General features: G+C 56.3%; 12 protein-coding genes. 9 read left to right on the top strand and 3 right to left on the bottom strand.

The features are described 5' to 3' along the window. Window positions 1-17: 17 nt before the first annotated feature. A complete protein-coding gene (locus tag EnteroDNA1_RS20420) occupies window positions 18-167 on the bottom strand; it encodes an AcrZ family multidrug efflux pump-associated protein (protein WP_023310811.1) in 150 nt (49 codons plus the stop codon). A gap of 127 nt (window positions 168-294) precedes the next feature. Here EnteroDNA1_RS20420 and modE point away from each other — a divergent pair, with 127 nt between their 5' ends. From modE to gpmA, 7 genes are all read left to right on the top strand, one after another. Beyond that, on the top strand, window positions 295-1,083 hold the full coding sequence (gene modE, locus EnteroDNA1_RS20415; RefSeq protein ID WP_069303832.1) for a molybdenum-dependent transcriptional regulator: 789 nt from the start codon (window positions 295-297) through the stop codon (window positions 1,081-1,083). Window positions 1,084-1,150: 67 nt separating this feature from the next. Next, window positions 1,151-2,623, top strand: coding sequence for a molybdate ABC transporter ATP-binding protein ModF (gene modF, locus EnteroDNA1_RS20410; protein ID WP_069303831.1), 1,473 nt, complete (start codon window positions 1,151-1,153; stop codon window positions 2,621-2,623). Window positions 2,624-2,824: 201 nt separating this feature from the next. Beyond that, window positions 2,825-3,841, top strand: coding sequence for a UDP-glucose 4-epimerase GalE (gene galE, locus EnteroDNA1_RS20405; protein WP_023334950.1), 1,017 nt, complete (start codon window positions 2,825-2,827; stop codon window positions 3,839-3,841). Window positions 3,842-3,850: 9 nt separating this feature from the next. Then, window positions 3,851-4,897, top strand: coding sequence for a galactose-1-phosphate uridylyltransferase (galT, locus tag EnteroDNA1_RS20400; protein ID WP_069303830.1), 1,047 nt, complete (start codon window positions 3,851-3,853; stop codon window positions 4,895-4,897). 3 nt (window positions 4,898-4,900) lie between these two features. Beyond that, a complete protein-coding gene (gene galK, locus EnteroDNA1_RS20395; protein ID WP_029739550.1) occupies window positions 4,901-6,049 on the top strand; it encodes a galactokinase in 1,149 nt (382 codons plus the stop codon). Continuing rightward, window positions 6,043-7,083: a galactose-1-epimerase gene (gene galM, locus EnteroDNA1_RS20390; RefSeq protein WP_048980885.1), complete on the top strand. Its 1,041-nt coding sequence runs from the start codon at window positions 6,043-6,045 to the stop codon at window positions 7,081-7,083. The genes galK and galM overlap by 7 nt, the downstream gene beginning before the upstream one ends. Before the next feature lie 206 nt (window positions 7,084-7,289). Further along, a complete protein-coding gene (gene gpmA / locus EnteroDNA1_RS20385) occupies window positions 7,290-8,042 on the top strand; it encodes a 2,3-diphosphoglycerate-dependent phosphoglycerate mutase (protein WP_023310804.1) in 753 nt (250 codons plus the stop codon). Between the two features lie 62 nt (window positions 8,043-8,104). On the opposite strand, the gene aroG is transcribed toward gpmA, so the two are convergent. Then, window positions 8,105-9,157, bottom strand: a complete 1,053-nt coding sequence (gene aroG / locus EnteroDNA1_RS20380; protein ID WP_024908788.1) for a 3-deoxy-7-phosphoheptulonate synthase AroG — start codon at window positions 9,155-9,157, stop codon at window positions 8,105-8,107. A 304-nt stretch (window positions 9,158-9,461) separates the two neighbouring features. Here aroG and EnteroDNA1_RS20375 point away from each other — a divergent pair, with 304 nt between their 5' ends. Next, the gene (locus tag EnteroDNA1_RS20375; RefSeq protein ID WP_032661161.1) at window positions 9,462-9,842 is read left to right on the top strand and encodes a protein YbgS; all 381 of its coding nucleotides are present in this window, start codon (window positions 9,462-9,464) and stop codon (window positions 9,840-9,842) included. A gap of 105 nt (window positions 9,843-9,947) precedes the next feature. Continuing rightward, window positions 9,948-10,886 (top strand): CDF family zinc transporter ZitB, encoded by a 939-nt coding sequence (gene zitB / locus EnteroDNA1_RS20370; RefSeq protein ID WP_058841708.1) that lies wholly within the window; start codon window positions 9,948-9,950, stop codon window positions 10,884-10,886. On the opposite strand, the gene pnuC is transcribed toward zitB, so the two are convergent. Continuing rightward, complete coding sequence (pnuC, locus tag EnteroDNA1_RS20365) at window positions 10,883-11,602, bottom strand: nicotinamide riboside transporter PnuC (protein ID WP_047061376.1); 720 nt, start codon at window positions 11,600-11,602, stop codon at window positions 10,883-10,885. The two genes, zitB and pnuC, sit on opposite strands and share 4 nt — an antisense overlap. Window positions 11,603-11,617 lie beyond the last annotated feature (15 nt).

The following is an 11,617-nucleotide window of genomic DNA, read 5'->3' as shown; positions in this document are numbered from 1 at the left end:
GGGCGTTTTGTGGGGAATCAATGCTGCTTTTTAGCCTGGTCTTTATGACCAATGTTCGAAAAGACGTTGAACACTTCACCCAGGCCGTAGATGGCACCGAGGATGATGGCCATCACTACTGGTACCATGATCACGGCGAATACCAGACTTTTCAACAACTCTAACATGGTTTTCTCCAGATATTGTGAACGGCTCATTCTACCCTTTCAAGTGAGAAAAACATCCCCTTTTGTGCGGTACCCTTTGCGCCCTGCACCATTTAGGCCACAATACTCTTTTTGCCAGGACACTGTTATGCAGGCCGAAATTCTTCTCACTCTACGACTTCAGCAAAAGCTTTTCGCCGATCCGCGACGTATCGCCCTGCTTAAACAAATAGAACAAACGGGCTCAATTAGCCAGGGGGCGAAAAACGCGGGCATCAGCTACAAAAGTGCCTGGGACGCCATCAACGAAATGAACACCCTGAGCGAACACCCGCTGGTGGACAGAGCCACAGGCGGCAAAGGCGGCGGCGGTGCGATCGTGACGCGCTATGGCCAGCGCCTTATTCAGCTTTACGATCTGCTGGCCCAGATCCAGCAAAAGGCGTTCGATGTGTTGAGCGACGACGATAACGTTCCGCTGGACAGCTTGCTGGCCGCCATTTCCCGCTTCTCGTTACAAACCAGCGCCCGCAACCAGTGGTTTGGTACGGTGACGGCGCGCGACAATCTGCAGGTACAGCAGCATATTGAGATCCTGCTTGCCGATGGCACCACCCGTCTGAAGGCCGCAATAACGGCGCAGAGCGCAGAGCGCCTTGAGCTCGATGAAGGTAAAGAGGTGCTGGTGCTGCTGAAAGCGCCGTGGGTCAATATCACGCGCGATCCCGACGCCGCAAAGGCGGCCGATAACCAGCTCCAGGGCGCTATTAGCCATATCGAACGCGGCCAGGCGCAGTGCGAAGTGCTGATGACCCTCGCAGACGGGCAACCGCTTTGCGCGACGATACCGCTTAGCGAAGCGGACGGTTTAGAAGAAGGTTCTGTCGTTACCGCCTGGTTCAACGCAGACCGGGTGATTATCGCCACATTGTGCTGAGCGCATTGACAATCGCGCCGACAGTGCGTATCCCTGATATCTGTTGCTGCAAAAACAGGGATAAACCATGTCATCATTGCATATTTCGCAAGGCACGTTTCGTCTTAGCGATACCCGAACGCTGACGATTGCTGATTTGACGATACGCGCGGGTGAAAGCTGGGCGTTTGTCGGCACTAACGGCAGCGGTAAATCCGCGCTGGCCCGCGCGCTGGCCGGCGAGCTCCCCCTCCTCAAGGGCGAATGCCAGGGCGACTTTACGCGCCTGACGCGCCTGTCATTTGAACAATTGCAAAAGCTGGTAAGCGACGAGTGGCAGCGCAATAACACTGATTTACTAAGCCCTGGCGAAGAAGATACCGGCCGTACGACGGCGGAAATTATTCAGGATGAGGTGAAAGATCCCGCCCGCTGTCAGCGTCTGGCAGAACGGTTCGGCATCACCGCCCTGCTCAACCGGCGCTTTAAATACCTTTCAACCGGCGAGACGCGAAAAACGCTGCTTTGCCAGGCGCTGATGAGCGAGCCCGAGCTGCTTATCCTCGACGAACCCTTTGACGGCCTTGACGTGCAGTCCCGTGCGCAGCTGGCGGCCCTGCTGGAGTCGCTTAATCAGCAGGGATATACCCTGGTTTTGGTGCTTAACCGCTTCGATGAAATTCCGGATTTTATTCAGCACGCGGGCGTACTGGCCGACTGTAACCTGACCGAGACCGGTGAAAAAACAGCGCTTCTCAAGCAGGCGCTCATTGCCCAGCTCGCGCACAGTGAACAACTCGACGGAATTACGCTTCCGGAACCTGACGCCCCTTCGGCCCGCCATGCGCTCGATCCCCACCAGCCACGCATCGTGCTGCGGGATGGGATGGTCTCTTATGACGATCGCCCGATCCTTAACCGTCTTAGCTGGACGGTCAATCCCGGCGAGCACTGGCAGATCGTCGGACCTAACGGCGCGGGAAAATCCACGCTGCTGAGCCTGATAACCGGCGATCACCCGCAGGGCTATAGCAACGATCTGACGCTGTTTGGTCGGCGTCGCGGCAGCGGCGAAACCATCTGGGATATTAAAAAACATATCGGCTACGTCAGCAGCAGCCTGCATCTGGATTACCGGGTCAGTACCACGGTACGCAACGCGATCCTTTCCGGGTATTTTGATTCCATCGGTATTTATCAGGCGGTGTCTGACAAACAACACAAGCTCGCCCAGCAGTGGCTGGATATCCTGGGCATGGACAACCGGGTCGCTGACGCACCGTTTCATAGTCTGTCGTGGGGACAGCAGCGTCTGGCCCTGATCGTTCGCGCGCTGGTGAAACACCCTACGCTTCTGATCCTCGACGAACCGCTGCAGGGACTCGATCCGCTGAATCGCCAGCTTATCCGCCGCTTTGTGGACGTGCTGATTAGCGAAGGTGAAACGCAGCTGCTGTTCGTTTCACATCATGCCGAAGATGCCCCCGCCTGCATCACGCATCGCCTGGAGTTTGTGCCGGACGGTGGGAGTTATCGCTACCTTCTCAGTAACGTCGATTAACCGTGGAGGGCTCTGCCCTCCTCTTTTTCAGATAACTTGCATCAATACATGGCTATCTCTTTGATCTAGAATGCACTCAGTCATTGAAAAAGCGAGTGTGAAAACGAGTGTAAACGATTCCACTATTTTATCCCATGTCACACTTTTCGCGTCTCTGTTATGCTATGGTTATTACATACCATAAGCCCAATGGAGCGAAATATGCGAGTTCTGGTAACAGGTGGTAGCGGTTACATAGGTAGTCATACCTGCGTGCAACTGCTGCAAAACGGTCACGACGTCATCATCCTCGACAACCTGTGCAACAGTAAGCGCAGCGTGCTGCCGGTGATTGAACGCCTTGGCGGTAAACAACCGACTTTCGTGGAAGGCGACATCCGCAACGAAGCGCTGATGACCGAGATCCTTCACGACCACGCCATCGAAGCGGTGATCCACTTCGCGGGTCTGAAAGCGGTCGGTGAATCCGTTGCGAAGCCGCTCGAGTATTACGACAACAACGTCAACGGTACTCTGCGTCTCATCTCCGCCATGCGCGCGGCCAACGTCAAAAACTTCATCTTTAGCTCCTCCGCCACCGTCTACGGCGATCAGCCCAAAATCCCTTACGTTGAAAGCTTCCCGACCGGTACCCCGCAAAGCCCGTACGGCAAAAGCAAGCTGATGGTGGAGCAGATCCTGACCGACCTGCAAAAAGCACAGCCGGAGTGGAGCATCGCCTTACTGCGCTACTTCAACCCGGTCGGCGCGCATCCGTCTGGCGACATGGGTGAAGATCCGCAGGGCATCCCGAATAACCTGATGCCGTATATCGCCCAGGTTGCGGTGGGTCGCCGCGACTCGCTGGCGATTTTTGGCAATGACTATCCGACCGAAGACGGTACCGGCGTGCGCGACTACATCCACGTGATGGATCTGGCCGACGGTCACGTTGCGGCCATGCAGCAGCTGGCCAACAAACCGGGCGTGCATATTTACAACCTCGGCGCCGGGGTCGGCAGCAGCGTGCTGGACGTGGTTAACGCCTTCAGCAAAGCCTGCGGCAAGCCGGTGAACTACCACTTCGCTCCGCGTCGTGATGGCGACCTGCCTGCTTACTGGGCCGATGCCACCAAAGCCGACAAAGAGCTTAACTGGCGTGTGACGCGCACGCTTGATGAAATGGCACAGGATACCTGGCACTGGCAGTCACGCCACCCGCAAGGCTATCCGGACTAAGGATCCGTCATGACGCAATTTAATCCCGTCGATCATCCGCATCGTCGTTTTAACCCGTTAAGCGGGCAATGGATTTTGGTTTCTCCGCATCGCGCCAAGCGCCCCTGGCAGGGCGCGCAGGAGACGCCTGCAAAACAGACGCTGCCACAGCACGACCCGGACTGCTTCCTCTGTCCGGGCAACACGCGCGTCACCGGGGATAAAAACCCGGACTACAAAGGCACCTTCGTGTTCACCAACGATTTTGCCGCGCTGATGACCGACACGCCGGACGCGCCGGAAAGCCACGATCCGCTGATGCGCTGCGAAAGCGCGCGCGGAACCAGCCGCGTGATCTGCTTCTCGCCCGATCACAGCAAAACGCTGCCGGAGCTGAGCGTGGACGCGCTGAAAGAGGTCGTCAGCACCTGGCAGGCGCAAACCGCAGAGCTGGGGCAGAGCTATCCGTGGGTGCAGGTGTTCGAAAACAAAGGCGCGGCCATGGGCTGCTCTAACCCGCACCCGCACGGCCAGATCTGGGCGAACAGCTTCCTGCCTAACGAAGCCGAGCGTGAGGACCGTCTACAGAAAGCGTATTACGCGGAAAACGGTTCGCCGATGCTGGTGGATTACACCCAGCGCGAGCTGGCCGACGGCAGCCGCACCGTGGTGGAAACCGAACACTGGCTGGCCGTCGTCCCTTACTGGGCCGCCTGGCCGTTTGAAACGCTGCTGCTGCCGAAAGCGCACGTGCAGCGCATCACCGATCTTAGCGACGCGCAGCGCGACGACCTTGCCCTGGCGCTGAAAAAGCTGACCAGCCGTTACGACAACCTCTTCCAGTGCTCTTTCCCGTACTCCATGGGCTGGCACGGCGCCCCGTTTAACGACGAAGAGAATCAACACTGGCAGCTGCACGCCCATTTCTATCCGCCGCTGCTGCGCTCTGCGACGGTGCGTAAATTCATGGTGGGCTATGAAATGCTGGCGGAAACCCAGCGTGACCTGACGGCGGAACAGGCGGCAGAACGTCTGCGTGCCGTTAGCGACGTCCACTATCGCGAATCAGGAGTCTAAAAAATGAGTCTGAAAGATAAAACACAATCCCTGTTTGCTGAGAAATTTGGCTACCCTGCCACCCACGTTATTCAGGCGCCAGGCCGCGTTAACCTGATCGGTGAACACACCGACTATAACGACGGTTTCGTGCTGCCGTGCGCCATCGATTACCAGACCGTCATCAGCTGCGCGAAGCGCGACGACCGTAAAGTTCGCGTGATTGCGGCGGATTACGGTAATGAAACGGACGAGTTTTCCCTCGATGCCCCGATTGTGACGCACGACAGCCAGCAGTGGTCTAACTACGTGCGCGGCGTGGTGAAACACCTTCAGAAGCGTAACAAGAACTTTGGCGGTGCCGATTTAGTTATCAGCGGCAACGTGCCGCAGGGTGCGGGCTTAAGCTCCTCTGCGTCGCTGGAAGTCGCCGTGGGCACCGTGTTCCAGCAGCTTTATCATCTGCCGCTGGATGGCGCGCAAATCGCCCTGAACGGTCAGGAAGCAGAAAACCAGTTCGTGGGCTGCAACTGCGGCATTATGGACCAGCTGATCTCCGCGCTGGGCAAAAAAGAGCATGCCCTGTTAATTGATTGCCGCTCGCTGGGCACCAAAGCCGTTCCCCTGCCGAAAGGCGCGGCTGTGGTGATCGTCAACAGCAACTTTAAGCGCACGCTGGTGGGCAGCGAATACAACACCCGCCGCCAGCAGTGCGAAACCGGCGCCCGCTTCTTCCAGCAGCCTGCCCTGCGCGACGTGACGCTCAATGAATTTAACAAAGTGGCGCACGAGCTTGATCCGGTTGTCGCCAAACGCGTTCGTCACGTGCTGACGGAAAATGCCCGTACCGTTGAAGCCGCGTCCGCGCTGGCAAAAGGTGACCTGAAACGCATGGGTGAGCTGATGGCGGAATCTCACGCCTCCATGCGCGATGATTTTGAAATCACCGTTCCGCAGATCGACACCCTGGTGGACATCGTTAAAGCCACCATTGGCGACAAAGGCGGCGTGCGCATGACGGGCGGCGGTTTTGGCGGCTGCATCGTTGCGCTGGTGCCAGAAGAGCTGGTCCCTGCCGTACAGGATGCCGTGGCGAAGCAGTACGAAGCAAAAACGGGTATCAAAGAAACCTTCTATGTTTGTAAAGCATCACAAGGAGCCGGACAGTGCTAAACGAAACACCTACCCTTGCACCGGATGGTCTGCCGTATCGCCTGTTAACCCTGCGCAACAGCGCGGGGATGGTCGTTACGGTGATGGACTGGGGGGCAACCCTTCTTTCTGCCCGCGTACCGATGCCGGACGGCAGCGTGCGCGAGACACTGCTCGGCTGCGCCTCGCCTGAGCAGTACGTCAATCAGTCCGCCTATCTGGGCGCGTCCGTCGGGCGCTATGCTAACCGCATCGCGAAGAGCCGTTTTGAACTCGACGGCGTGCAGTACACCCTGCTTCCAAGCCAGGGTGAGAACCAGCTGCACGGCGGACCGGACGGGTTTGATAAACGCCGCTGGAAGATTGTTCGTCAAAACGATGGCGAAGTGCTGTTCTCGCTGGATTCGCCTGATGGCGATCAGGGCTTCCCGGGGAACCTTGTCGCGTCCGCGCGCTTTACGCTGACCGACGACAACCGTATCGCCATTGAATACCGTGCGACGGTCGACAAGCCGTGTCCGGTCAACCTGACCAACCACGCGTACTTTAATCTGGACGGTAACCAGTGCGACGTGCGTGAGCACAAGCTGCAGATCCTGGCGGATGCGTATCTGCCGGTTGACGAGATGGGCATTCCGTATCAGGGCCTTAAAGACGTGAGCGGCACCAGCTTTGACTTCCGCAGCGCGAAGTCCATCGCCCAGGATTTCATGAGTGATGACGATCAGCGCAAGGTGAAAGGCTACGACCACGCTTTCCTGCTGCAGGCCAAAGGCGATGTGAAACAGCCTGCCGCGCAGGTCTGGTCTGCGGATGAGAAACTGCAGATGACGGTTTATACCACTGCCCCTGCCCTGCAGTTTTACTCAGGCAACTACCTCGGCGGCACGACGGCGCGCGAACATGATGAGTACAGCGACTGGCAAGGCCTGGCGCTGGAGAGCGAGTTCCTGCCGGACAGCCCGAACCATCCGGAATGGCCGCAGCCGGACTGCGTGCTGCGCACGGGTAAAGAGTACGTGAGCATGACGGAATATCATTTTATTCCACATTAATATCCAGCCCTCCCTCCGGAGGGCTTTTTTCTGCGCGCCTTGCTGAAAATAGCGCCGATCGCAGACAAAATCATAACCCTGGATTCACAAGCATCTTACACTCAGAGACTATTTTCGCTATGGTTAGGGTTAAGCGTTGCTGGTGGCACGGCCACGGCAATATAATGAGAATTGTTATCATTCTAAAAATGCTTGAGGAGTAAGAGATGGCTATAACTAAGCTGGTCCTGGTGCGTCACGGCGAAAGCCAGTGGAACAACGAAAACCGCTTTACCGGTTGGTACGACGTTGATCTGTCTGAGAAAGGCGTAAGCGAAGCAAAAGCAGCGGGTAAACTGCTGAAGGAAGAAGGCTTCAGCTTTGATTTTGCTTACACCTCTGTGCTGAAACGTGCCATCCACACCCTGTGGAACGTGCTGGACGAACTGGATCAGGCCTGGCTGCCGGTTGAGAAGTCCTGGAAACTGAACGAACGTCACTACGGTGCGCTGCAGGGCCTGAACAAAGCGGAAACCGCTGAGAAATATGGCGATGAGCAGGTTAAACAGTGGCGTCGCGGCTTCGCAATCACTCCACCAGAACTGACCAAAGATGACGAGCGTTACCCGGGCCACGACCCGCGCTACGCGAAGCTGACCGACGCTGAGCTGCCAACCACCGAAAGCCTGGCGCTGACCATCGACCGCGTTGTGCCTTACTGGAACGAAACCATTCTGCCACGCCTGAAAAGCGGCGAGCGCGTGATCATCGCTGCTCACGGTAACTCCCTGCGTGCGCTGGTGAAATACCTGGACAACATGGGTGAAGACGAAATCCTCGAACTGAACATCCCAACCGGCGTACCGCTGGTGTATGAGTTCGACGAAAACTTCAAGCCAATCAAACACTACTATCTGGGTAACGCAGAAGAGATCGCGGCGAAAGCAGCGGCTGTCGCGAACCAGGGTAAAGCGAAGTAACTTTCGCAAGGCATAAAAAAAAGCGCGGAGCCTTCCGCGCTTTTTTATTTGTGCCTGAGAATTCAGCCGCGGCGCGCTTTTACCGCATTCGCCAGCTGACGCAGGATGGTATCGGTATCGTCCCAGCCAATGCAGGCATCGGTGACGCTTTTGCCATACACCAGCGGCTCGCTGCCTTCCAGGTTCTGGTTACCTTCAACCAGATGGCTTTCGATCATTACCCCAATCACCGCCTTCTCACCGCCGGCAATCTGCTGGCAGACGTCTGCACCCACTTCCATCTGCTTTTTAAACTGCTTGCTGGAGTTGGCATGGCTGAAATCGATCATCACCTGCGGTGGCAGCCCGGCTTTTTCCAGCCCGACCTTCACTTCCGCCACGTGTTTCGCGCTGTAGTTCGGCTCTTTGCCGCCGCGCAGAATGATATGGCAGTCACCGTTACCGCTGGTGTTAACGATGGCGGAATGGCCCCATTTGGTCACGGACAGGAAGCAGTGCGGCGCACCCGCTGCGTTGATGGCGTCGATAGCCACCTTAATGGTGCCGTCAGTGCCGTTTTTGAAACCCACCGGGCAAGAAAGACCGGACGCCAGCTCGCGGTGAACCTGAGATTCGGTTGTGCGGGCACCAATTGCGCCCCAGCTCATCAGGTCTGCCAGATATTGTGGCGTAATCATGTCGAGGAATTCACCGGCCGCAGGCAGGCCGCTGTCGTTGATCTCCAGCAGCAGCTTGCGCGCAATGCGCAGGCCGTCGTTGATCTGGAAGCTGTTATCCATATGTGGATCGTTAATCAGCCCTTTCCAGCCCACGGTGGTGCGCGGTTTTTCAAAATAAACGCGCATCACGATTTCCAGCTCGTCCTTCAGCTCTTCACGGAGGGTGAGCAGACGGGCTGCGTACTCTTTCGCAGCTGCAGGATCGTGAATAGAGCACGGACCAATCACCACCAGAAGACGATCGTCATTACCTTTCAGGATCTTATGGATCGCTTTACGAGCATGAGAAACCGTATTTGCGGCATTTTCAGTGGCGGGGAATTTCTCAAGGAGCGCTACAGGAGGTAATAACTCATTGATCTCTTTAATACGTAAATCGTCGTTCTGATAATTCATTTTCTTTCCAGCTCTGCCATATCTTTAGTAATGAAAGCAATCCTTTCAATCTATCTTGTCGACCAGGAAGTGTAAACACGGTTTTACACTTCACGCAGATAATTCCTGGAATTCGCCTAAAAATCGCCACAAAATAGCGAAAAATGAGATCTAACCTAAGCTTTTTAACTGTAACAACCAATTTTACACGCTTAAACGCGATTCCCTACTGGCGTAAGTCCGTAAGGCGGAATCTTTCGCCTCAGAAAAAGATGCACTGTTGGAGAATGTTATCCAGCGTAACGACAAGAACAGGAGCACCATGATGAAAATGACAAAACTGGCAACCCTCTTCCTGACCGCCACACTCACTCTGGCCAGCGGCAGCGTCCTGGCCGCGGAAACGGGCACATCAGACAGCAACGGTGATGCGAATGCCGCTGCGGCAGCAGGCCAGCCCGCACCTGATGCGAAACAGAATATCGCCCCGAATAATGTCGACAACAGCCAGATCAATACCGGCAACACTAACACCGGAGGTACCATGCTGCATCCCAACGGCAGCGGTTCCGGCACCATGAATCATGACAATATGAGTTCGGACGAGGTTCATAAGAACTCAATGTGCAAGGACGGCAAATGCCCTGACCCTAATGACAAAGTAGGAAACGACGCGAATACCAAAACCGATGGCACCACCCAGTAATGGGGATGTTCGGTAAGAAAAAGGAGAGCTCTGGCTCTCCTTTCTTTTTGGAGTAACCTATTAAAAACGCTACACTAAAAACAATAACACATCAGGAAAGCAGACATGGCGCACTCCCATTCCCACTCACCCTCTCCCGGCAACGACAACGCTAAACGACTGATGCTGGCCTTTGGCGTCACGGCAACGTTTATGGTTATCGAGGTCATTGGCGGCCTGATTTCCGGCTCTCTGGCGCTACTGGCTGATGCCGGGCATATGCTGACCGATGCCGCAGCGCTGCTCTTCGCCCTGCTGGCGGTGCAGTTTGCGCGTCGTCCTCCCAATGCGCGCCATACCTTCGGCTGGCTGAGGCTGACAACCCTCGCCGCGTTTGTTAACGCTATTGCGCTGGTGGTCATTACCGTTCTTATCGTCTGGGAGGCCGTACAGCGCTTCAGACACCCGCAGCCGATCGCCGGGGCGACAATGATGGTGATTGCCGTGGCGGGGCTGCTGGCGAATATCCTCGCCTTCTGGATTTTGCACCGCGGCAGCGGGGAAAAGAACCTCAACGTGCGCGCTGCGGCTCTGCATGTTCTGGGGGATTTACTCGGCTCAGTCGGGGCGATTGTCGCCGCGCTGGTGATCCTCTACACCGGCTGGACGCCTGTCGATCCGATTCTGTCCGTGCTGGTGTCGTGTCTGGTCTTGCGCAGCGCCTGGCGGCTGCTGAAGGAGAGCGTGAATGAACTGCTTGAAGGGGCACCGGCATCGATGGATATTGACGAGCTGAAGCGCAACCTGCGCCGTTCAGTCCCGGAAGTCCGCAATGTTCATCACGTGCACGTCTGGCTGGTAGGGGAAAAACCGGTCATGACGCTGCACGTCCAGGTGATCCCGCCTCACGACCACGATGCGCTGCTTGAACGCATCCAGCATTTTCTTGAACATCACTACGAAATTGGCCACGCCACCATCCAGATGGAGTATCAGCCCTGTAACGGGCCGGACTGCCACCTTAACGAGGCGCAGTCCGGACATTCACATCAGCATCACCACTAGCTGGAAAGCGCGTGAGAACCCCGCTCACGCGCGCTCTTAATCCACATCCGGCTGCCGTTCAGCGCGATGAAGGTCAGCAGCAGATATTCCAGCGACATCGCATAGACGCCCTGCAGGGCGAAGATTGCCACGCTGATCACGTTGATGATGACCCACAGCAGCCAGTTCTCAACGTATTTACGGGTCATCAGGATCATCGCCGCAATCGACAGCACCATCATGCAGGAATCCCAGAACGGGAAGGCATCCGGCTGGAGCTCGGGCATCGTCACGTTCAGGCCGAAACCGGACATGACCGAAACGGCAACGCGGGTCAGGAACGCAAACACCGGGTTGATATAGACGGTCATTAAACCAATGGCGACCACGCAGGCGACAAACCAGGCGATGGCTTTCGGCAATGGAAGCCAGCGGATCTGCAGTTCTGCCTCCTGCTGGCTGTTCTGACGCGACCACGCGTACCAGCCGTAAATATTGGCGGCGAAGAAGAACAGCTGCAAAAGCAGGCTGGCGTACAGCTGGATCTGGAAGAAGATAATCGCAAACAGCGTAACGTTAATCAGCCCGAACGCGTAGTTGCTAATCTTCTCCAGGCTTGCCAGCCAGATACAGAGTAATCCCGCCAGCGTGCCAACGGCCTCAATCCATGACAGGTCATAGCCACCTGCACCAATCGGTATATGAACCAGAATGTTCTGCGTGCTAAAAAAATCCATCTTTTCCCCGGTCGT

The sequence above is a fragment of the Enterobacter sp. HK169 genome (assembly GCF_001719105.1).
GTDB classification, from domain to species: domain Bacteria; phylum Pseudomonadota; class Gammaproteobacteria; order Enterobacterales; family Enterobacteriaceae; genus Enterobacter; species Enterobacter asburiae_B.
This window is presented reverse-complemented; position numbering and strand designations above follow the sequence as displayed.

Bases quoted from the DNA above. Each gene is read 5' to 3' on its own strand.
- aroG (WP_024908788.1), bottom strand. From the start codon at position 9,157: ATGAATTATCAGAACGACGATTTACGTATTAAAGAGATCAATGAGTTA.
- modF (WP_069303831.1), top strand. From the start codon at position 1,151: ATGTCATCATTGCATATTTCGCAAGGCACGTTTCGTCTTAGCGATACC.
- galK (WP_029739550.1), top strand. From the start codon at position 4,901: ATGAGTCTGAAAGATAAAACACAATCCCTGTTTGCTGAGAAATTTGGC.
- pnuC (WP_047061376.1), bottom strand. From the start codon at position 11,602: ATGGATTTTTTTAGCACGCAGAACATTCTGGTTCATATACCGATTGGT.
- EnteroDNA1_RS20420 (WP_023310811.1), bottom strand. From the start codon at position 167: ATGTTAGAGTTGTTGAAAAGTCTGGTATTCGCCGTGATCATGGTACCA.
- galE (WP_023334950.1), top strand. From the start codon at position 2,825: ATGCGAGTTCTGGTAACAGGTGGTAGCGGTTACATAGGTAGTCATACC.
- modE (WP_069303832.1), top strand. From the start codon at position 295: ATGCAGGCCGAAATTCTTCTCACTCTACGACTTCAGCAAAAGCTTTTC.
- zitB (WP_058841708.1), top strand. From the start codon at position 9,948: ATGGCGCACTCCCATTCCCACTCACCCTCTCCCGGCAACGACAACGCT.
- gpmA (WP_023310804.1), top strand. From the start codon at position 7,290: ATGGCTATAACTAAGCTGGTCCTGGTGCGTCACGGCGAAAGCCAGTGG.
- galT (WP_069303830.1), top strand. From the start codon at position 3,851: ATGACGCAATTTAATCCCGTCGATCATCCGCATCGTCGTTTTAACCCG.
- EnteroDNA1_RS20375 (WP_032661161.1), top strand. From the start codon at position 9,462: ATGAAAATGACAAAACTGGCAACCCTCTTCCTGACCGCCACACTCACT.